17 protein-coding genes are annotated in these 21,683 nt (G+C 37.8%); 14 read left to right on the top strand and 3 right to left on the bottom strand.

The window, feature by feature from the left end; genetic code table 11:
• The first annotated feature begins 32 nt into the window (after window positions 1-32).
• The 13 genes from A0125_RS01440 (at window position 33) to A0125_RS01380 (ending at window position 16,282) form a co-directional block, all read left to right on the top strand.
• On the top strand, window positions 33-1,229 hold the full coding sequence (locus A0125_RS01440) for a GTP-binding protein (RefSeq protein ID WP_082784842.1): 1,197 nt from the start codon (window positions 33-35) through the stop codon (window positions 1,227-1,229).
• Window positions 1,230-1,388: 159 nt separating this feature from the next.
• Window positions 1,389-2,909, top strand: coding sequence for a DEAD/DEAH box helicase (locus A0125_RS01435; RefSeq protein WP_066751100.1), 1,521 nt, complete (start codon window positions 1,389-1,391; stop codon window positions 2,907-2,909).
• Window positions 2,910-3,228: 319 nt separating this feature from the next.
• Window positions 3,229-3,669 (top strand): hypothetical protein, encoded by a 441-nt coding sequence (locus tag A0125_RS01430; protein ID WP_066751097.1) that lies wholly within the window; start codon window positions 3,229-3,231, stop codon window positions 3,667-3,669.
• Between the two features lie 663 nt (window positions 3,670-4,332).
• Window positions 4,333-5,028 (top strand): HNH endonuclease, encoded by a 696-nt coding sequence (locus A0125_RS01425; RefSeq protein WP_066751094.1) that lies wholly within the window; start codon window positions 4,333-4,335, stop codon window positions 5,026-5,028.
• 212 nt (window positions 5,029-5,240) lie between these two features.
• Window positions 5,241-6,101 (top strand): hypothetical protein, encoded by an 861-nt coding sequence (locus A0125_RS01420; RefSeq protein WP_066751091.1) that lies wholly within the window; start codon window positions 5,241-5,243, stop codon window positions 6,099-6,101.
• 5 nt (window positions 6,102-6,106) lie between these two features.
• Entirely contained in the window at window positions 6,107-7,336 is a 1,230-nt protein-coding gene (locus A0125_RS01415; protein ID WP_066751086.1) for a DGQHR domain-containing protein, read from the top strand.
• 24 nt (window positions 7,337-7,360) lie between these two features.
• Complete coding sequence (locus tag A0125_RS15715; protein WP_197464716.1) at window positions 7,361-7,873, top strand: phospholipase D-like domain-containing protein; 513 nt, start codon at window positions 7,361-7,363, stop codon at window positions 7,871-7,873.
• Window positions 7,786-9,576, top strand: coding sequence for a DEAD/DEAH box helicase family protein (locus A0125_RS01410; protein ID WP_197464715.1), 1,791 nt, complete (start codon window positions 7,786-7,788; stop codon window positions 9,574-9,576). Before A0125_RS15715 ends, A0125_RS01410 begins: the two co-directional genes overlap by 88 nt.
• Before the next feature lie 222 nt (window positions 9,577-9,798).
• Window positions 9,799-11,955 (top strand): AAA family ATPase, encoded by a 2,157-nt coding sequence (locus A0125_RS01400; protein WP_066751084.1) that lies wholly within the window; start codon window positions 9,799-9,801, stop codon window positions 11,953-11,955.
• 3 nt (window positions 11,956-11,958) lie between these two features.
• Window positions 11,959-12,399, top strand: a complete 441-nt coding sequence (locus A0125_RS01395; RefSeq protein ID WP_066751082.1) for a hypothetical protein — start codon at window positions 11,959-11,961, stop codon at window positions 12,397-12,399.
• Between the two features lie 86 nt (window positions 12,400-12,485).
• Window positions 12,486-13,844: a DNA phosphorothioation system sulfurtransferase DndC gene (gene dndC / locus A0125_RS01390; RefSeq protein WP_066751080.1), complete on the top strand. Its 1,359-nt coding sequence runs from the start codon at window positions 12,486-12,488 to the stop codon at window positions 13,842-13,844.
• The gene (locus tag A0125_RS01385; RefSeq protein ID WP_066751078.1) at window positions 13,834-15,909 is read left to right on the top strand and encodes an AAA family ATPase; all 2,076 of its coding nucleotides are present in this window, start codon (window positions 13,834-13,836) and stop codon (window positions 15,907-15,909) included. Before dndC ends, A0125_RS01385 begins: the two co-directional genes overlap by 11 nt.
• Entirely contained in the window at window positions 15,902-16,282 is a 381-nt protein-coding gene (locus A0125_RS01380; RefSeq protein WP_066751076.1) for a DndE family protein, read from the top strand. Before A0125_RS01385 ends, A0125_RS01380 begins: the two co-directional genes overlap by 8 nt.
• Window positions 16,283-16,291: 9 nt before the next feature.
• On the opposite strand, the gene A0125_RS01375 is transcribed toward A0125_RS01380, so the two are convergent.
• A complete protein-coding gene (locus tag A0125_RS01375; RefSeq protein ID WP_066751073.1) occupies window positions 16,292-17,461 on the bottom strand; it encodes a cysteine desulfurase family protein in 1,170 nt (389 codons plus the stop codon).
• 208 nt (window positions 17,462-17,669) lie between these two features.
• Window positions 17,670-18,251 (bottom strand): DUF4142 domain-containing protein, encoded by a 582-nt coding sequence (locus tag A0125_RS01370; protein WP_066751070.1) that lies wholly within the window; start codon window positions 18,249-18,251, stop codon window positions 17,670-17,672.
• 195 nt (window positions 18,252-18,446) lie between these two features.
• Here A0125_RS01370 and ligD point away from each other — a divergent pair, with 195 nt between their 5' ends.
• Window positions 18,447-20,924, top strand: a complete 2,478-nt coding sequence (gene ligD / locus A0125_RS01365) for a DNA ligase D (protein ID WP_066751063.1) — start codon at window positions 18,447-18,449, stop codon at window positions 20,922-20,924.
• Here ligD and ku read toward each other — a convergent pair.
• On the bottom strand, window positions 20,921-21,679 hold the full coding sequence (gene ku, locus A0125_RS01360; protein ID WP_066751060.1) for a non-homologous end joining protein Ku: 759 nt from the start codon (window positions 21,677-21,679) through the stop codon (window positions 20,921-20,923). The genes ligD and ku overlap by 4 nt on opposite strands.
• Window positions 21,680-21,683: the final 4 nt, after the last annotated feature.

Here is a 21,683-nt window from a genome sequence, read left to right as displayed (position 1 = left end):
CGATACAGATCAATTACACATAATAAAAACTAATGATGAAAAAACTTCCCGTTACCGTATTGAGTGGGTTTCTCGGAGCCGGCAAGACAACTTTATTAAATCACATCTTGCATAACAAGCAGGGGCTTAAAGTAGCTGTGATTGTGAACGATATGAGCGAGATTAATATTGATGCCCAACTTGTCGAAAGAGAAAATGTGCTATCGCGCACGGATGAGAAATTGGTTGAGATGAGCAATGGCTGCATCTGTTGTACATTGAGAGAGGATCTGGTGATAGAGGTTGAAAGACTCGCAAAAGAAAATAGGTTTGATTATTTACTTATTGAAAGCACAGGCATTTCTGAGCCGATTCCTGTCGCCCAAACCTTTAGCTATATCGATGATAGCCAAGGAATTGACCTTTCAACATTTAGCTACATTGACACCATGGTAACCGTAGTGGATTGCTACAATTTCTTTAAAGATTTTGGAAGCGCAGATACACTGATAGACAGATCCTTGACAGATGATCGCATGGATAGCAGAACGATTGTAAACCTGCTTACAGATCAGATAGAGTTTGCTAATGTAATCATCCTTAATAAGACCGATTTAATGGCCGAAAGTACTGTCCAACTGTTGAAGGCTGCTATTAAAAAATTAAATCCCTTAGCTAAGATAATAGCATCACAATTTGGACGCATTGATCCCTCAGAGATCATAGGGACAGATTTATTCGACTTTGAAGAGGCTTCCTCTGCCGCCGGGTGGATCAGAGAGCTAGAAAGTGAGCATACTCCCGAAACAGAAGAATATGGTATTTCCTCTTTTGTATTTCGCTCTCAGAAACCATTTCATCCACAACGATTTTACGAATATCTCCATGCAAGATATCCTAATAATATCATCAGAGCCAAAGGATTATTCTGGATCGCTTCGCGCCCCGATGACGCAATCAGTTTTAGCCAGGCCGGTGGCAGCCTGAGACTGGAAAAAGCTGGTGTGTGGTGGAGCAGCATGACCGAAGAAGACCGAAGCCAACAGCCGGGATATCATGAGATTAAGTCTGACCTTCATGCGCGCTGGCATAGTGAATGGGGAGATCGAAAAACTGAGCTTGTATTTATTGGTCAAGATCTTGACGTGCCTCTTTTGATGAAAGACATTGAATCTTGCTTGCTAACCATTAAGGAAACCGACAACTGGAAGAATAAATGGTTCAGAGATGATTTTCCGAAAAATCTGTAGACATATCCTACAACCTTTAGCAGCGGTACTACCGTCCTGTTTCAAAAAAACGACAACTTCAGGTTCCTACAACAGATTCAATCCTACAGTGGTGCGTATTGGATATATAATTTTTGTGCAATGGTCAAACATTAGCTGACTTTACAAGGTTCTAGTTCTATGGAATGTCGCGATACCTCTACAACCAATCAGCCTACGATTAGGAAACCTCATTACTTTCAGCAAAACGATATTGATTTGCTATTTGGCAAATTAGCAGCCGATACGCGCGACAAACGCCGCATCTTGTACCAACTGCCTACTGGCGGCGGAAAGACCTTAATATTTTCCGAGATAGCGAAGCGCTTTATTGAAGAGCATCAAAAGAAAGTAGTTGTACTGACGCACCGAACGGAATTGTGTGCACAAACTACACGCGCACTGAAAGAGAGCGGCGTGGTTAATAAAGTGATCAATAGTAAAGTGAAGCGTATTCCTAAAAAGGATTTATTTCACTGCTTTGTAGCGATGGTAGAAACCTTGAATAACCGCATCGATGAAGGCATGATAAATACCCATGAAGTCGGTTTGGTTATAGTAGACGAAGCACATCACAATTCCTTTCAAAAATTGTTGGGTCGATTTGAGAACGCTAATGTTATCGGTGTTACAGCTACGCCATTCTCATCGGATGTCAATCTGCCGATGAACGGTTTTTATGAAGAATTGGTAGTCGGTGCTCCCATTGCTCAGTTGATTAATGAGGGATTTTTAGCAAAACCAAAGTACCATGGTTACGATGTGGAGCTAAACAGCCTCCAGACAGGTAGCAATGGGGATTTTACCATTAGCACATCCGATATGCTTTTCGGTTCGGATGCGATGCTCGATCTACTAGTACAAGCCTACGAAGCACATGCACTTAAGAAGAAGACGTTAATATTTAATAACGGCATTTTTACCTCCCGCCGGGTGCTGGAAGTATTTGAAGCTGCGGGCTATCCTATCCGCCATTTGGACAACAAAACATCTAGCGTCGAGAGGGAACAAATTTTAAAATGGTATCGCAAAACAAAAGGCGCCATCCTGACTTCGGTATCGATCTTGACGACGGGTTTCGATGAGCCAAAAACCCAAGCTATCATCCTTTACCGAGCGACGACATCTATTACATTATATCACCAAATGGTAGGCCGTGGTGCACGGCGCTTGCCAAAAAAAGCAACCTTTACGTTGATCGATTTAGGGAATAATGCGGATCGATTTGGCAATTGGGATGCAGCGATTGATTGGCAACATGTTTTTGAAAATCCTGACATCTACCACGAGAGTATGAAACACACGGTGAGCAATATTCGTCAGATTGATCCGGAGATGCGCACACGTTTTCCGAATAGTCTGGAAACTTCATTCGATATGCTATCTGCCTACCAGGCATTGATCGAAGCTGGCGAAAAACCTAAAAACGCGATACGCGACTCCATTCGACAACATGCCAGCATGTGTCTAGAAAATAGCGAAAACATCACCGAAGCCTTGCATTTGGTGGAATACTTGCATGCGGAAATTAATATCCGTATCAGAGAATATGCAAAATGTTTAGGCAACGTGACAAAGAATTACCGGGAATGGTTGCAGGAAGATTATCTAAATCGACTTCATCAGATGATTCGAAGATTGAAAGGTAAATTGGCAGGTTAATATGTATTGCCTTTACTTTATTTGGACCGGCTAATTGCTCGTAAATGTATATAAACACCAAAGCCTCCTGACCATCAAGAGGCTTTGGTGTTAAAAGAGCCAGTGGCTAAATAGCCGCTACTTCTACCCTTTCGAATAAAAGAGATTTATGCCCGTTTTGTTTTCCAGCTATTCGCAATAGACTGAGGAATAGCGGAATCTAATTTCACAGGTCCATATATAGATAAACAATTGCACCATACGCTTGTTGTCTTAGCACATATGACCTCGTGAGAAGCATGCTATTCGAGAAATAGTCACCACCATAAAAACGCATACTATGAAAAAAACATTGGGAAATCTCGTAGGCGGCCTTGTTGGCGCCGCCGTCCTTAATATCGTACATCAGGCAGTTGCACAATTTAGCGAGGATGCGCCTCGCGTAGACAAAGTGGGCGAAGAAGCGCTTTCCAAAGGGCTCGACAAAGTCGGCGTAAAGCCACCGCAAGGAGAGAAATTATTCTTGACGACGCTTGCGGCAGATGTGATTAGCAATGCTGCTTATTACAGCCTTATAGGCATGGCACGTCGCAAAAATATCATTGGCCTCGGACTGGCATCTGGTCTTATTGCCGGAGCAGGAGCGTTGGCCTTAACAAAGCCTATCGGTTTGGATGACAAACCTATCACGCGCACCACGAAGACAAAATATATGACGGTTGCGTGGTATGCCATCGGCGGATTGGCAGCGGGTTTGGTGATCAAATCATTAAGAAGGTAAGTGAGATCGGTTAAGAATTGATTGAGAGCAAGTAAGGTGACCTATTCGTGATAATATCACTTTCTCGCACTTAGTAAAAAAATAATATTTTTGGGTTCACATGCCCTTGCCCAAAATATATCACGCTATCCTGTTATAGTCAAATAGCAGCTCCGATGCTACTGTAACAAAGATTTTTTTCGGAAACACGCAAAGTATCCCGTAAAATTATTTCCGTCTTGCGAATGCTAATATTAAACACTATTTTTATCACGGAAGTGAATAAAGGTTAGTACTATTCAGTAATGAAGCTCTCTGATCCTGTATTCAACTTCTCATTGCAATACATCATCTGCTGTATGAAAAATCTGTTGATCACAACAATGTGAATAGGATTGTACTGCAATGAATTAAAAGAAGATATTAACCTATGTCTACAAGCTATGAGATTAATTTGTGATGAATCTTCCGTGCTATAAAAAAGTATTTAAGGACTATCTAATAAGACATGGGTTGGATTGGATTTAGCTTTTGTCGGAAACCGAAAATATTTAAAGGAGTTTCAGTTACCAGACTAATAGATATTACTGTTAACCGTAATATTAAATAGATATGATGGTTTAGGTTTGTTGAGATTGTATCATTGAAAAAGAAATACCTGTGAATAATAATTGAAGTTAATTAATGAAAAATCCAAAATGGAAACGTGATGAACTTATTCTCGCATTGGATCTATATTTTCAACTGAAACCAGGTCAAATACATGCTAGAAATCCGCTCATCATTGATCTTTCGAAAACTTTAAACAAGTTACATATTCATGGTAATAAAGAGGAGTATCAAAAATTCAGGAATTCTAACGGAGTTGGTCTAAAGCTAAGTAATTTCTTGGCCTTAGATGATTCTTATACCGGTAAGGGTATGTCTTCTACGAGCATCCTAGACAAAAAGATATTTGAGGAATTTAAGGATCAAAAAGACTTGTTGAACAAATTAGCAAATGCAATTAAAAAAGTTGTTAATTATCAGGATTTTGACCTTGAAATATTTAATGCTAGAGAAGATATTGAAGACAACGATTTTGAGCGATCAGAAGGAACAGTGTTATATAAGTATCATCTTACACGGGAACGAAATGCAACGATTGTCAAAAAGAAAAAGCAGCAAGCACTAAAACTATACGGCAAACTTGAATGTGAACTGTGCTCGTTCGATTTCTCCAAAACATACGGAGAAATCGGCTATGGTTTCATTGAATGTCACCATCGGATATCTCTCCACCTGCTGACAGAAAGTAGAAAAACAAAATTAGAGGATCTGATGTTGGTCTGTGCTAATTGTCATAGGATGCTGCATCGGGGTATGGAGGAAAAATGCTAAAACCAGTATTAAGGTATATTTTTTCTATTAATGAAAATATTTACAAACCTCTTCATAGGAGCGTCAAAAGTTGATCTCAGTCTCAATCAAACTTTCACAACAATAGGTTAAGGAAAAGGAACTTTTGATTTTGACAGTACAAACGAAATTACAGTTCACGAACTGGAAGTTGATGCGGATATGAGCATAAACTAAAAATATTACATCTTATTATGAATCAAAAGTTCTATTTAGCCGATGATTTAAGAAAAGCATCAGAAGCTATACAACAATATCTGCAAGAAAAGCAACTAAATTACATAGATATTGATCTTAGCCAAAGTATATTGGATAGGGAAAACATCAATGTGGATCTTAAAAAATATTTTTATTCATTACCACACACAATTAAAAAGGGAACCGAAATAATTGGAGCTCAGAATTACTACTTAAATAGATGGAAAATATTCTTAAATGATAAAAACACTATATTATTAAATGAAAGGCAGTGTTTACTTAATTTCTTTTACATAAGATTGCGACGAGGTTGGCGATCTTTTCGCTTTTCTTATTTCTTTGTAGTAATTATTGTGATTATTGGCTTATTGGGATCTTCCCTAGGGAATATAGAATCATTTATCCTGATTCTCAAAGAAGTAAATGGTGGAAGTTTTTGTAAGAACCTATATTTTTTATTTAGTCATTTTGACCCCCAAGAATTCACTAAGGTTTTAATTGGTTATTCAATTGTGTTAATTTGCTCTTCGAGTAGCGATTATTTGTTCCCTAAACTTGATAAAGAGGAAAAGAGTCTTGAACCGTTAAAACCACAAATTAGAATGGTTGGACTGATAGCTATTCTGTTAAGCATAATACTCTCTTTCGTATCTTATTTCCTGCCATTTAGTATATTGAAGGTGCCTTTAGTCTTAATAATTACATTTTTTGCAATGATTTTCTGGTTTATAGGTAATGCGAAATATGGGACTTTAATATCTAAATCAGATAATAAAATATCTGATTTAAACCAATTTACGGGCGGAGATTCAATCAACACCCTCAATGGGAAAATTCCAGATGAATTTAAAAGCTAAGCGTCATGTATATCAAAATTAAAGCTATAAGAATTACTCAGCCCCTTTCTGATTTTTTCGTATTTACTATGAAAGCCAAGCATCTTCTTGATTTGTGCTTTACAGATCCTATACGATATAAAGCCGACGGGGAACTGACAGGAAGTCAAAGGAAATTGGATGAGGAAAGACGCTTAAAAAGCATAACGAAATATGTAAATTCTAAAGATCTTGCCTTACCTAACTCGATCGTAATTGCTGCCAATTATAACGAAGAGGGATTTGTTGAAGAAAACGAAACATTAAGATGGAAATTTGAAAAAATTGACGAGGAACTATACGAAATATCGATACCTGAGAATAAACGTCTTGCCTCTGTTATTGATGGCCAACATAGACTCTTTTCTTTTCGAGAAGCTAGTTTGGAAAGGTTAGAGACAGACTTACTAGTTTCTGCGTACTTCGATTTGCCATTACCTTTACAGGCATTCATATTTGCAACAATTAACTATAATCAAAAGCCAGTCAGCAAAAGCTACGCTATGGAACAGTTTGGTTACTACCTTGAAACAAATAAACCTGAGACTTGGACTCCGGAACTACTTGGAGTATTCTTTTCTAGAAAAATGAATTTAGACCAAGACTCTATATTTTTCAATAGGATTAAGGTAGCTCCTCAAGATAGTCAAAACTTATTGACACTAGATCAAAAAGAACTTGACTGGAAAATATCAATGTCGACCTCTGTTTTTGGAATAATAAAATTATTCACTAATAATGCTAAGAGAGATGCTGACACAATGGGTTTCTACGATTTTGAATTAAGGAGAAGAATGCTGTTGAAAAAAATAAATGATAAATCTGTATTGAGGGAATATTATTTAGAAGGCAATGACGTCTTGATATATACGATCATTAACAATTTTTTCATCGCTGTATCAGAACAATTAATTAAACCAAGCTCTAGCACTTCCTTTATAAAAAAAACAACGGGCATATCAGCTTTGTTTAAGCTCTTAGAATTTCTACTGAAGGAATACTTATCATTAAAAGATATCAGGGTGGACCTCTTTAGAGAAAAAATAGCTCCCTTAACAGAGATAGATTTCTCTGACACCTTTTTTCAAGTACCATCCTCTTCAGGAACATCTAAAATTTATAATACTATGCTGGTAAAACTTGGACACAAGGATATTCTCTCTATAATAAACGAAGAAGATCGTATCAATATATCTAAATTAACTAAAAAAAACTAACGCGTCTCTAAAAAGCTTAAGGATATGCTATCCAAAATTGACTTTCCAAAAAGCAGAAGTTACAGAAGTGGTTCGGAATATGAACCTCTAAAATTCTATCTAGATTGCTTAAGTAATGCTAAAGAATTTGATTTGCTACTTGGGTACTTTAGCTCAACAGCGATTAACGTGCTATCATTGGGCTTTGCCAATTTTATTTTTAAGGGAGGTAAAATGCGTATAATTGCCAATCACATACTCTCCGAAAAAGATAAAGAGGCTATTTTAACAGGCCTAGACGATGACATCCCAACTCCATTTGATCTTCAAGACATTGGTAATATAAAGAAAAGTCTAAGTGAATATGGTTTGCATTTTTTTAAGTGTTTGGCCTATCTAATTTCATGCAAGCGGCTTGAAATTAGATTTGTAAACCAAAGTCAAAAGGTATCGCCCACTATAAAGACGGTTTGTTTAAAAATGGAAATGAATCTATCTCATTTAACGGCTCCTGTAATTTTACAGCTTTTGGACTATTGCATAATGCTGAAAGTCTAAATTGCCATTTATCAAGTGATAGTGAATCATCTAGGCATAAGATTCAAGAGGATCAAAACTATTTTGACAATATATTTAATGGCAATGCTTCTCATTTAGAGTATTTAACTGCTAGTGATATTCAAACTGCTATAAAATCAGAGTTTGGAGGAACAGATATTGATGAACTATTAATTGAAGAACGAGAACTGATCGCAAGAAAAAGAGACAAAATATGTGGTAACCCTAAAACAAAAATACTCGTTGAAGAGCTTGAACAAATGCTTGAAAAGATAATGAAAGAGCCGCGGTTTCCTTTCCCTGAAAAGCGAGATATCCAAGAAGATGCCTATTTATCATGGATAAATAACGACAAAAAAGGAATTTTTGCTATGGCTACTGGCTCTGGCAAGACTGTGACTGCACTAAATTGTTTGCTAGAACAATATCATGAAAATGGATTTTACAAAGCTATCGTGGTAGTCCCAACTCAAGCCCTTGCTTTACAGTGGGAAAGCGAAGTAAAAGCTTTCAATTTTCAAGAGCTTATATCGACGCATACAGATAAAAATTGGAAACAGGTTTTAACACGATATTCGACAAGAAGTATATTTAATGAAAAGAAAAACCTAATTGTAATAACAACTTATGCGACATTCAACAGAAAAGATATACAGTCCTTTATAAAATCAACAAAGGGAATCGAATCATTTATTTATATAGCTGACGAGGCTCACAACATTGGTTCTCCGACGACATTAAGAAATATCCCTGATAAAATTTTGTCTCGAATTGGTTTGTCAGCTACACCCGAAAGAATCTATGATGATGCTGGTTCAAAAAAACTATATGATTTCTTTAACTCTCAACCTCCATACTACACCTACAGGTATACAATGAAACAGGCTATAGATGGTAAAATACTATGTAAATATGACTACTATCCAATTTTTGTTGAACTAACGATACTTGAACTCTCGGAATATAAAAAGATTACTAATAAACTAAGAAAGTTTATAGATTCAAAAACAGGCCAATACAAGAAAGAAGCAGAAATGCTACTTCTTCAACGAAAAAGGGTTATTCATAAAGCTGAAAATAAGAAAAGAGCCATATCACATTTATTAGATAACCTGGAGAAAAATGAAATGTTAAATTATACTTTCGTTTTCGTACCGGAAGGATTTGAACCAGACTACGCTGAAAGTGACAGTCATGAGATAGAAGATGAAGATATGCATATTATGGACTCGTATGCTGAAATGTTTAGGAAACGAAAATACAAATACCACAAATTTATAGGTGGATTAAGTGATTCGCAACAAATTCTAAAAAGCTTCGAAGAAGGGCATATTGACGTTCTGTTGGCCATGAAGTGCTTAGATGAAGGTGTAGACATTCCTAGGACTGAGCATGCGATTTTTTGCTCCAGTACTGGAAATCCCAGACAATTTGTACAACGTAGAGGAAGAGTACTACGTAAAAGCGAAGGTAAAGAAAAGGCTAAAATATGGGATTTGATAGTTGTACCCCCTATTATTGAAGGAGAAGCATCCTCAGTAGAACGAAATATGTTCATAAGCGAAGTTAAAAGAGTCGTAAATTTTGCCGCTTTGGCTGAAAATCAAATTGACATTCTTTATGGTGAACTCAAAAGTACATGTGAGTATCTAGACATCGATCTTTTTAAAATGTTAGAAGAAGAAAACAATCAATATAATTAAATTTTTATGGCTATACAGGATGAAATATATAAGTTAATTGAGAAAGAAATTGACGAAACCTTAGAAAAAGGTAAAGAAAAAAAAAGGCGTGGATATACGAAAAGCTAAAGAAGTTTCAAGGATGTTAGCGAGTTTATCTACAGATAAAAATGATTCGGAAAACCTAGTAAATCAATACATTGCCAATATTAAGAGTATCTGTAACGCATAAATCACCTATTCATGGTTATTAAGAATATTAAAATCAAAAATTTTCAGTCTTACCTTGACCCTCCGACAATTGAATTCTCAGAAGGATTAAATCTTATTATAGGCAAAGGAGGTAAAGGTAAATCAAAACTTTTTAATGCATTTTACTGGGTATTATTTGGCGATATATATATTACAGATGTAGGTTGGAAAGCTACTGATGGCTTTCCATATAATACCGGCTTTAAAATGAAACGTCACGAGTTTATTAATCATAAAGCATTATCGGAAACTCTCATTGGAGAGGCGGTTCGTGCAGGAGTGTATCTTGAAATTGAAGATGATCGAGGTGTCCTCTATGAAATAGAGCGTTCCGTAATAGCTACAAGATTAGATAATGAGAGCTGGCTACCTCAAGACGCATGGGAAGTGTCAAACAATACATTAAAAGTTACATATGAATCCAACACGGGGAGTAAGCTGAAAATCGATACTCTGGCCGAAGACGTGATAAAAGAAAATCTCTTTCCAGAAGGTATCCGTAATTATATTTGGTTTCAAGGTGAATCACTAGACAGCTTGATTAATTTTAGGGACAGTGACACACTTAAGAAAGCAGTAAAGCATATTTCATATTTTCCAAGCTACGAAAAAGCAAATGATATTATTACAAAGGCTAAAATTCAAATTGGAAGGCTAGAAACAAAAAAATTAAATGAAAAGAATAAGTCAAACTCTGCAATTAAGAATTTACTATCCAAGAGAGAAGCTCTACAAAATGCTATAATATCTGAAGAAAGAACTAAATCAACCATAGAAACCCGAGTCACTATGATTGAAATGGCTCTAGTCGAAGATGAAGGTAAGGTCTCTGGATTGGCTAATTTTAGTAAATTAGTTAGTGAGTATGAAAAGTGTGAGGCGGATCGGAAGCTGGTTATGGAAAAATTGACCAATCTAGATGATTATCAGCGGAAACAAGTTCCAGAACTTTGGATATTAAGGGGGATATCTCCAATGATCAACGATTGTGCGCGGATAATACGGAAGCATACCGAAATACAAGATACAGTACCTGAGAAAAAATACCTCGATAACCCGGGAAGAAATAAACTTGAGGAAATCTTGAAAGATGAAAAATGTTTTGTGTGTGGATCAGAAGTTAAACAAGATTCTGACGCTTATAACTGGATTACACAAAGATTATTGGAACAACAGCTATACCTTCAGGAGATGGAAGAATATACTTCAAATCTTGAATTTTCTAAGCAGTTCGAACGTTTCGTTGGTTCGATACAAGAATATCCAAATATTTTAAACGTTTCTCTGAATGCGATAGATAAGCAATATCAAGACTCAGAAGATGAAATGGAAAAGCTTTTAGCGCAAAGACGTGTAATAACCGAAAAGAAAAAAAAACTAGATGACGAAATTGATGAAGTTAAGAAGAAGCATGGGGTAGATCCTGTAAAACAGATTAATGAAGGTGAAAAGTTCACAAATAGCATTCGTGCTTCAAGATCTAATCTTGATAAGGAAAAAAGGAGGTTGGCTGCTTCAATCGCAACCATTAAATCAAAAAAATCCGAGCTTAAAGAAATAGAAAAAGAACTAGAAAGAACAGGAGGAAAGTCAGGGTCAACAGTTGTTGATGAAACGGAATGGAAAAATATTTCTATCTTCTTAGAAGATATATGTAAACGGGTTAAGGAGAATGCAAGAAAGGATTTGCTTCGAAAGATCGAAGACAGAGCCAACTTTTTCTATCAAAAATTTACAGAACATGATAATGGTTATAAGGGCGAGGTCGTAATTAATGATGATTACTCAATAGATTTTGACCCAAATCTAAATACAAGCCATGACGACCGAAAGAAAATGAGCATTATAAATGCGATGCTATCACTAAATCAAGAAGCACTTAATACATATTATCCTTTCATTACTGATGCTCCTACTTCTAGCTTTGATCTTGTCACTACCCACAATTATTTATTAGGTTTAAAAGATATTTTTGGACAGTCAATAATCATGACGAAAGACATAGATATTGAAAGTGATATTTTTACAGATTTAATGATTCAACCCAAAGTATCGAAAATTTATCATCTTGAGAGTAAACTATATCGCGATGATGATAAAGCGCCAGATTTACACGAGGTTTCAACTACAATAAGTAGATTAAAATAAAGTATGGAAAATATATTTGATATTAAGTTTACGTTCGAACAGAAAGTAAAAGAGGAAGTGATACTTAAATTTTCTACTAAACAAGGTGGTAGCTTCAATATATTCTCACACTATTGGGAATGTTTTGCATGGGCAGCAGTTATTGGCTTTATTAGAGACGAAAAGCTTCCATTACAAACTCGTCAGGCAGAGAGACCCTTTACTTTAAATACTATGAGGAATGGCAATGGTGAAAAAATTGTACAATCGCTAATTTGCATGTGTGTTGCAAAAGCAGGAAGTTTGGATATACTAAAAAATCCAAATGACGCCATCAATCTGATAAATCAATACGCAAATGGCGGTTTTCACTATATATTAAAAATGATAGAAAATGGTGAGAATAGCTTTAACGATCTTGAAAAAGTAAAGCAGGAAATTTTCAGGAGAGAATTAGTAGTATAAGGAACATTAGTTGCAATGGCAAAATTGCACCAAGACGTTCAAAGTTTCTTATATATTGTTATTAACTTTGATCACTAATAATTACTATGGCATTCAACAAAAAAGAGCTTATTGAAGAGATAAAAGAACAATTTTTGCAAGATGATAATCGTCGACCTTGGATTGTCGCTTTTAGTGGAGGTAAAGACTCTACTGCCATGCTAATGTTGGTTTGGGAAGCTATAACGCAATTAAATGACATTGAGCGAAAAACTAGACAAGTGTATGTAATCTGCAATAACACATTGGTTGAAAATCCACGCGTATTGCAGTTTGTAAATAATCATCTAGATAAGATACAACAGAAATCTTTGGAGCATGGATTGCCTTTTAAGGTAGATCACACAACGCCTCAGCTAGAAAATAGTTTCTGGGTCAACTTAATAGGTAAAGGTTATCCCGCTCCAAACAATATGTTTCGTTGGTGTACAGAGCGATTAAAAATCTCGCCGACAACACAATATATTAAAGAGAAAATCTCTGATTTTGGAGAAGCCATTATCTTAATCGGAACGCGTTCTGATGAAAGCTCGGCACGCGCAGCTTCTATTAAGAAACATGAGGTAAAAGGTGAAAAATTAAGAGATCATCCTCTTCCTAATGCTAAAGCTTATGCCCCTATAAAGGATATGACTACCGACGAGGTCTGGACATATTTACGCATGGCACGTAACCCGTGGACAGAAGATAAAAATCTCGAAATACAAACACTCTATACCAATGGTAGCGGTGGTGACTGCCCCATTGTGGTGGATACCACCACGCCAAGTTGTGGTAATTCTCGCTTCGGCTGTTGGGTATGTACGGTCGTAAAACGTGACCGCTCCATGGAGGCATTAGTAGACAATGGAGAAGAATGGATGCGTCCACTGATCTTCATCCGAGACTTTCTGTATAAAACCGTTGATCGCGATCGCGATGACTATGATCCAGAAGAATTCAGGATGCCAATCCGGCGGAATAAAGCTCAAGGAATTGGCCCATATTGGCCGAAATGGCGATACCATATTTTAAAGATGGTATTGGAGGCTCAAAAAGTTGCATCTCAAGAGGATGATAACAATCAGCTTATTTCCCTACAAGAATTAGCGGCTATACAAGTGATCTGGAACCGCGACTACATCTATGAATACTCCGTATCTGACGCATACAAAGAAGTATATGGACAAGCAGTGGAGTTTGGACAAAAAACACTAGATACAAATTACGAAAAAGAGCTATTAAAAGAAGTCTGCGGGACTAATACGGAAGATATTATGCTAATTAATCAGTTATTGAAAGCCCAAAAAATGAAGGGTCTGTTGGTCAAAAAAACTGGCTTGCAGAATGATATCGAAAATATTTTGCAAGAATCCGTACGTCCTACTTTCACAAACTTCGAAAAATACAATCAAAATGCTGATTAGCAAAATCACGCTTTTTAATTATCGTATCTATAAGGGAGAGAATCAAATTATTTTTGATGAAGACCCGTCCAGAAACATCCATATTGTTTCTGGATATAATGGCTTTGGAAAGACCACTTTTCTGACTTCATTAGTCTGGTGTCTCTATGGTGCTCAGATGCAAGATGTAGATGAAAGCTTCCGAAAGCGTATCAAAGATATTGGTGGTTATGGTAAATTTTTAGAAGACTCACTCAATAGGCAAGCTTATTTGGATCTAGCCATGCAATACTATGTTGAGATATCATTCTCTGGTGTTGATGTTCCCGGTATTATCGCAGAAGAGCTTACTATACGAAGATCTTTTGCTGATGGCGACAAATCAGACAATGTACAGATTTGGTTAGATGGTCAACCCAATGAGTTGGTCCAAGAGGTAGGCTACGATTTATTTATCCAAGACTTTATCTTGCCGAAGGAGATTGCGAAGTTCTTTTTCTTTGATGCTGAAAAAATTACGGAGTTAGCTGAAATACAAACCTTAGATCAAAAAAGGCAATTAGCCAAAGCCTATTCCGAAGTACTTGGAATTAAAAAATATATAGATCTTCGTGCTAATTTACATGAACAGCGTCTGAAATACCGCCGCGAATCGGCTAACGCCACCGAGGTCAAGGCATTTGAAGAAGTCGAGCTTGAAATCGAGACTTTGAAAGAGAATATCGCTCAACAAAACAGTTTACTCCAAGAAATAGATCTTGATATTACAAAAACTACTGATGCCATCAATGAACTGCAAGAAAGACTAATTAGAGCAGGGCATGTGATATCCGTAGAGGAGCATGAGAAGTTGAAAAACCGAAAGCTCGAGTTGCTTTCGCAGCAAGAAGATCTTAAAGATAAATTTAAAAGATTGCTTGATCTTGCGCCGTTTGCGATTGCTGGGAAATTGTTTAGTCGTATAGTTCGAGTAGCAAATGACGAACTTAGTGCAGCTCAAGATAATCATATAGAGCATATACTTCCCTTAATTGCAGATCTTAGAAATAAGGCAGATATTCTTAAAACTACTATTTCAAAAGAGCAATTGAGACAATTGCTAAATCCTCTATTTGGTGAATATGAAAATTTGCTACAGGAGAACATAGGTAAAGAGCAATCATTGAAAATTGGTTTTTCTCCTAAGTCATTGCATATTATTGACCATATTGAGGAACAACTGCATCATGCCTATCAAAGCGATATAAAGGAGAATGCAATTTTGATGAAGCGTACTCGATATGAAATTAATGATGTAAATAGATCGCTATCTCATGCAGAGGCAAAAGGAACAGATGTGGTCGTTAACAGGACAAGAGAAAATCTGCATCAGAAACAAAAAGAATCAAACAACTATCTATTAGCTAAGGGTAGAGAGGAGGAGAAGTTACAGGTATTCACAATCGCACTCAACAGTAAGAAAAAAATAAGAGAAGAACTTCAAAAGAAAGTAAATATTCAGACAGATCTGATTGAAAAGGATAACACTGCTAAAAGGTTGATTCTGGAGTTGGATGAATTTATCCTAAAAATACAGCAGCAAAAGAAGCTAACGTTGCAGAGTAGAATATTAGAGACTTTGCGTAAGTTAATGCATAAGTCGAGCTTTATAGCTGACGTGGAAATTACTATTGAAAATGATGTCATTGACATCGAATTGATCAACCGATCTGGAAAAACTATAAGCAAAGAAGGGCTGTCGATGGGTGAAAAACAGCTATATGCTACCGCTATTTTGCAAGCTTTGGTAAAGGAGGCGAATTTCGACTTCCCAGTTTTTATCGATAGTCCCATGCAGAAGCTTGATACAAGTCACGCGAAGAACATTATCAAACACTTCTATCCTACTGTTTCTAAACAAGTTATTTTGCTTCCGCTTTTACAGAAGGAGATGTCTGAGGTAGAATTTAATCTTATAGAGCCCCACGTAAAAAGTGCTCACCTGATTTATCACAAATCGGATGAATCATCTTCCACGTTCGTTCACGTCGAGAATAAGGAGCTATTCAACACGGTAAATTCTTTACACAATACAAATCATGTTTAATTCGATTACGACTTCGGAAAAAAGCAGAGAAATCATCAGTCACCTAACGAATAAGCTATCTTTAGGTGCAGAGAATGTGATCGCACGTATTGCATTTGCTTATTCTCTATCGAAGAATCAACCGCTAAATTTAAAGAATTTAGCTGATGGAAAAGGAAAGCTATATCCTGCCAAAGTCCTTTTTGGCGATTATCAAGAGGTTTACCTTGGAATGCTCTGCGAACTTTACAATCTAAAATTGATTGATCATAATCTTCCGAAATATGTAAAACTACACATTGACCATGGACTGGAAATCATGGCTCCTTTCGCCAATAATGACGGTTATGATTTCTTGATTCGCTGTGTCGAAGAAGGTTTAGCTGAACTGTAATCCGCACCATTATTGAAATGCCTCTAACTCTTTCAATGCTTGAGCAAAGGCATTAATCACATCATCAATTTCTTCCTCATCTGTAAAGCGGCCTATGCTCAACCTTAGTGAAGCATAGGCAATATCTACATTATCGGTCATAGCCATCAGAACATGCGAAGGCTTTATCTCTTTAGAAGTACATGCAGAACCATTTGATAAGGCGATCTTGTCCTTGGACTGAATAATGATTGCTTCTGCATCTATATCACCGAAATGAAAACTCAGGATACTATCCAGCTTACTACTAGTATGTACGTTAAGTTCGAAATTATTTAACTGGGAAAGACCACCCATTAGCAGTGCAGACAAGTGAGCAATACGCTCCTGCTCTTTTGACATTTCGCGATTAGCTATATCGCAAGCTTCTCCAAAGCCAACAATTCCAGGTGTATTTAATGTCCCTGAACGAAATCCTCCTTCGTGACCACCGCCATGAATATGTGGATTGAGCTTTGTTTTACTTATTTTATCACGATTTATATACAATGCGCCTACACCATTAGGACCATAAACTTTATGTGCTGAGCAAGCCAATAAATCAATTTGCATATCCTGTACCTTTACATCCATCTTGCCTACGGCTTGTGTAGCATCTGTCATAAATAAGGCATTTTTGGCATGCGTAATTTGAGCTACTTCTGCGATAGGTTGAATTACGCCGGTTTCGTTGTTGACCATCATCACAGAAACTAATTTAGTATTGCTTTGAAAACTATCCTTCAAAACTTCTAAATCAATCATTCCATTTGAATCGACAGGCAAATAAGTAACAGAAGCACCTTTACTTTCTATATATGAGCAGGTATCCAACACAGCTTTGTGCTCTGTTTTCACAGTGATCATGTGGAAATCTGCCCTGTTTTCCGCGTCAAACAATCCTATGATGGCTAAGTTAATCGCTTCTGTGGCTCCCGATGTAAAAATGATATCTTCCGGTTTAGCAGCCTGAATTAAGTTAGCTACTTGTCCCCTTGCCTTTTTTACGGCATTAGATGCTTCCTGTCCATAAAAGTGCGTACGACTTGCGGCGTTACCAAATTTGTTGGTGAAGTATGGTAACATGGCGTCAACTACTCTTTGATCCGTGGGAGTCGTTGCTGCGTAATCGAGGTATATAATCGGACTGCTCTTTGACATGCTAACAAAGTTACTAATCCTAGACTGTGATTTTTAAGTCTTCCTACTAAGTTTTGTAATTATATACGCCACTGTCACCTCATCCCCAGATACCACGGCGACATGAAAAATCCGCGCGGCGGTGTGCGACACGTCATCCCCAACAAAGGAAACTATTAAAGCCCCGCTGTAGAGCGAGGCTTTAAGTATATTACGATATACGAATGAATTATTTCATGTCGGCGTGCATCTTCTTCACCATCTCCAAGTGTTCTTTTACAACAGGCTCTGTTTTAGCCGCAAAATCACGTAGTTGCTGATCCAGATTGTTTTTGGCACCATCTTCCATCACTTTATGTGCATCTTCGTGGCCTTCAACCATGGCTTTTACGTATGCTTTGTCGAATTCGGCTCCCTCCTTCTTCATCAAATCTTGTTTCTTCTGCTCGTGCGCAGCATCTAATGAGGTTGGTACCATGATATTTTTTTGTTCGGCAATGGATTTCAATTCCTCATTTACTTTTGTATGATCGTTGACCATCATTTTTGCAAACTCTTTGACTTTGGCATTGCTGCTTTTGTCAACGGCCAGTTTGCTCATTTCTACCTCAGCCATACCTCCAATCGCTGCTTTACGCACAAAAGCCGTATCTGCCTGTGCGGTCTGCATCGGGTCGTCATTCACCGTAGGTGGTGTAGTCGCCACACCCATCGTGGTATCAGAAGTTCCATCGCTCTTGTTTGCATTGTTGTTACAAGCAGTAGCCGCTAATATAGCCGAAACTGCCAGTGGATAAATTACCTTTTTCATAGTATCAAGTTTATATGTATAAAAATGTTTTTCTTCTGCTGTACAACGATTTATATGTCTTTTGGTTTGTATTGTTTTAAAACAACTAGATAGATCGTGTGTCAATCGTACCCATTTTACTGCTTTCTTGGGTCAATCGATTTCTACTAAACCAGCATCTGCCAAACTAATCGATCTTACAAACGTTTTTCTGATATGGCGACCCTCACGAAATACCAGCAGAAACGCGATTTTGATAAAACAAAAGAGCCGAAAGGCGATGAGAAAAGGAAACGTCCTGCAAAAAGATTGCGCTTCGTCGTGCAGCGCCACCATGCTTCGCGATTGCATTATGACTTTCGTCTAGAAATTGATGGCGTCTTGAAAAGTTGGGCTATTCCTAAAGGCCCTTCGCTCAACCCAACAGATAAACGACTTGCCGTGATGGTCGAAGATCATCCGTTGAGTTATCGCACCTTCGAAGGCGAAATACCCAAAGGAAGCTATGGTTTTGGAACGGTCCACATTTTCGATGAAGGTTATTATACCCCTTTAGAAAAATCGCACGGTGAAAAAGAACTTTTGGCTGAGCTCAAGAGTGGCAGCGTGAAAATTGTATTGCATGGCAAAAAATTGAAAGGTGAATTTGCCTTGGTGCGTATGAAACAGGCGCAAGATGATAACGCGTGGCTACTACTGAAACATAAGGACAAATATGCCGTGGAGCAAGCATATGATGCAGAAGACGAAGTTAGCGCAGCGGATAAAGCTGCTGGAACACGTTTTCGCAAGCAAGCCACTAAATCTGCAAAAAAAACAGAAGATTCTACCACCAAGACGACCAATCCACCTGTATTCGAACCGATGCTCGCTGTTTTGGCAACCGCCACCACCGAAGATGACGATTGGTTTTTTGAGCAAAAATTAGATGGATTTCGTGCAATCGCGCACCTATCCGAAAAAGATGTTCAGCTACGCTCCCGCAATGGAAAAAGCTTCGACAAACAGTTTGCCTCATTAGCGAATGCACTAAAAATTAATGAACGCTCGCTCATATTGGACGGAGAAATCGTGGCAGAAGATGCCAAAGGAAATTCGCGCTTTCAGCTATTGCAGCACGGAGAACCGCTGCCCGCAAAATACCAATTGGTGTATTATGTATTCGATCTATTAATGCTGGATGGCAATGATCTACGAGAATATCCATTGGTCGAACGTCGGGATTTGTTGGCACGATGGGTAAAAAAAGCAAAAATTCCGCAAGTACGTTTGGTGGAAAGTATACTAACCGAAAACGAAGAGGATGCCCTGAAGGTTGCCATGGAAAAAGATTGGGAAGGTATCGTAGCCAAAATGAGCGATAGCACTTATCTATCTGGCAAACGATCCGATGCTTGGCGCAAATTGAAGCTATTGCAATCGCAAGAAGCCATTATTGTTGGCTTTACTAAAGCTGCTGGCAGTCGCGTGGGATTTGGAGCATTGGTCTTGGCGGTCATGCAGGATAAGCAATATCAATACATTGGAAATGTAGGAACTGGTTTCACAGATGAACAGTTGCAAGAGTTGAGCGCGCAACTGAGCAAGATCAAAACTGCGAAAAAACCATTTGCGACATCGGTCGCGGTGGCCAATGAAAATAAAGTAACGTGGGTAAAACCGAAACTAATAGCAGAAATAACATTTAGTGAGTGGACAACGGATAATCATCTCCGACACCCCGTGTTTAAAGCTTTACGTCACGATAAAAAGATTCAGGACATCACTAAAGTGGCGCCATTAGTAGAAATAGTGAACGAGCGCACAATGACTTTTGGCAGAAAGAAGCTGACCTTATCGAACCAAAAAAAAATATATTGGCCTGATGACGGTATCACAAAAGGTGATTTATTGAACTATTATGAACAAGTCGGCGAGCTGATGCTGCCCTACCTGAAAGATAAGCCCATTTCGATGAATCGCTTTCCCAATGGCATCCACGAAACAGGTTTCTTTCAAAAAGATGTAGACAAGAATACTGGGCCAAACTGGTTAAAAACCGTAGCGCTAGAATCTGAATCTACTGGCAACACGGTAAATTACTTGATATGCAATGATCTGCCAACTTTACTCTGGATTGCCAATATGGGATCTATCGAGATCAATCCTTGGTTAGCCACGTATCGCAAGAAAACAAAACCTGTTTTTGCAGTATTGGATCTGGATCCAAATGGTGCAGATTTCAAAGAGGTCGTGGCCGTAGCCAACACCGCCCACGAAATATTAGATCAAGCTGGCGTACCGAATTTCATCAAAACATCGGGATCGACAGGATTGCACATTTACATCTACGTGGCCGAACAGTATAGTTTTGATGTGGTCCGTGATTTTATGGAAATGCTAGCCGAATTGGTACATGAACAATATCCCGACAGCACGAGCGTGGAGCGCTCACCATCTAAAAGAAAGAAGAAAATATATTTAGACTTTATGCAGAATAAACGTGCACAAACCATTGTAGCGCCCTATTCTGTAAGACCAAAAGCAGGAGCTACGGTTTCGACGCCATTAAATTGGGATGAGGTAAATGATGAATTAAGCATTGCACAATTTACGATACGAACCGTATTGAACAGAATCGAATTGCAAGAAGACCCTTGGAAAGCTATTTTCGAGCACAAAGCTAACTTGAAGAAAGCGATTGCTTCTTTTTAAGCAAGGCTAGCTTTCAGTTTGGCCAACAACTCAGAAGCTTTGGTATTTTCCTTATCGACATCGATTTTGCGGATCGTTGCGCGCTTACCTTGTGCTTTCTTTTTAATAATTTTGAGTAGCTCCTTACTATATTCATTGCGATAACCTGATATATCAAAATCCGAACTATTCTGTTTAATCAGTTTAGTAGCCATATCCATTTCCGCTTTGGCGATACGGGTACTGGGAATTTTCAGATCTGATGTAGCGCGGATTTCTTCTTCGAAACGCAATTTGTTTAGTAACAACATCCCCTCATATGGCCGTACAATAGCTAAATTTTCCGTGGTGCGCATTACAAAGGTACTCAGGCCGACATGACCGGTTTTTTCCAATGATTTATAGAGCAACGAATATGCTTTCTCGCCGCCTTTCTGTGGCTCCAAATAATAGGGTGTATCAAAATAAATCGTATCAATATCACGCTCCTTAACAAAGGTTTGAAGATTGATCATTTTATTCTTCTCTGGTAGCGCTTCTTCGAAATCAGCTTCTTCGATTACTACATATTTGTCTTTCAGCAAATATCCCTTTACAATATTTTTCCAAGCAACCTCTTTCCCTGTTTTGTCGTTCACTCGCTTATATCGAATATTGGATAAATCCTTTCGATCCAGCATATCTAAATCAAGCTGACTTTCTTGAATAGCACTAAATATTTTGATGGGAATGTTCACCAGTCCAAAACCGATTGCCCCTGTCCAGATCGCGCGCATAATG

The sequence above is a fragment of the Sphingobacterium populi genome (genome assembly GCF_001586775.1).
Taxonomy (GTDB): domain Bacteria; phylum Bacteroidota; class Bacteroidia; order Sphingobacteriales; family Sphingobacteriaceae; genus Sphingobacterium; species Sphingobacterium populi.
This window is presented reverse-complemented; position numbering and strand designations above follow the sequence as displayed.

Bases quoted from the DNA above. Each gene is read 5' to 3' on its own strand.
- A0125_RS01440 (WP_082784842.1), top strand. From the start codon at position 33: ATGATGAAAAAACTTCCCGTTACCGTATTGAGTGGGTTTCTCGGAGCC.
- A0125_RS01435 (WP_066751100.1), top strand. From the start codon at position 1,389: ATGGAATGTCGCGATACCTCTACAACCAATCAGCCTACGATTAGGAAA.
- A0125_RS01430 (WP_066751097.1), top strand. From the start codon at position 3,229: ATGAAAAAAACATTGGGAAATCTCGTAGGCGGCCTTGTTGGCGCCGCC.
- A0125_RS01425 (WP_066751094.1), top strand. From the start codon at position 4,333: ATGAAAAATCCAAAATGGAAACGTGATGAACTTATTCTCGCATTGGAT.
- A0125_RS01420 (WP_066751091.1), top strand. From the start codon at position 5,241: ATGAATCAAAAGTTCTATTTAGCCGATGATTTAAGAAAAGCATCAGAA.
- A0125_RS01415 (WP_066751086.1), top strand. From the start codon at position 6,107: ATGTATATCAAAATTAAAGCTATAAGAATTACTCAGCCCCTTTCTGAT.
- A0125_RS15715 (WP_197464716.1), top strand. From the start codon at position 7,361: ATGCTATCCAAAATTGACTTTCCAAAAAGCAGAAGTTACAGAAGTGGT.
- A0125_RS01400 (WP_066751084.1), top strand. From the start codon at position 9,799: ATGGTTATTAAGAATATTAAAATCAAAAATTTTCAGTCTTACCTTGAC.
- A0125_RS01395 (WP_066751082.1), top strand. From the start codon at position 11,959: ATGGAAAATATATTTGATATTAAGTTTACGTTCGAACAGAAAGTAAAA.
- dndC (WP_066751080.1), top strand. From the start codon at position 12,486: ATGGCATTCAACAAAAAAGAGCTTATTGAAGAGATAAAAGAACAATTT.
- A0125_RS01385 (WP_066751078.1), top strand. From the start codon at position 13,834: ATGCTGATTAGCAAAATCACGCTTTTTAATTATCGTATCTATAAGGGA.
- A0125_RS01380 (WP_066751076.1), top strand. From the start codon at position 15,902: ATGTTTAATTCGATTACGACTTCGGAAAAAAGCAGAGAAATCATCAGT.
- A0125_RS01375 (WP_066751073.1), bottom strand. From the start codon at position 17,461: ATGTCAAAGAGCAGTCCGATTATATACCTCGATTACGCAGCAACGACT.
- A0125_RS01370 (WP_066751070.1), bottom strand. From the start codon at position 18,251: ATGAAAAAGGTAATTTATCCACTGGCAGTTTCGGCTATATTAGCGGCT.
- ligD (WP_066751063.1), top strand. From the start codon at position 18,447: ATGGCGACCCTCACGAAATACCAGCAGAAACGCGATTTTGATAAAACA.
- ku (WP_066751060.1), bottom strand. From the start codon at position 21,679: ATGCGCGCGATCTGGACAGGGGCAATCGGTTTTGGACTGGTGAACATT.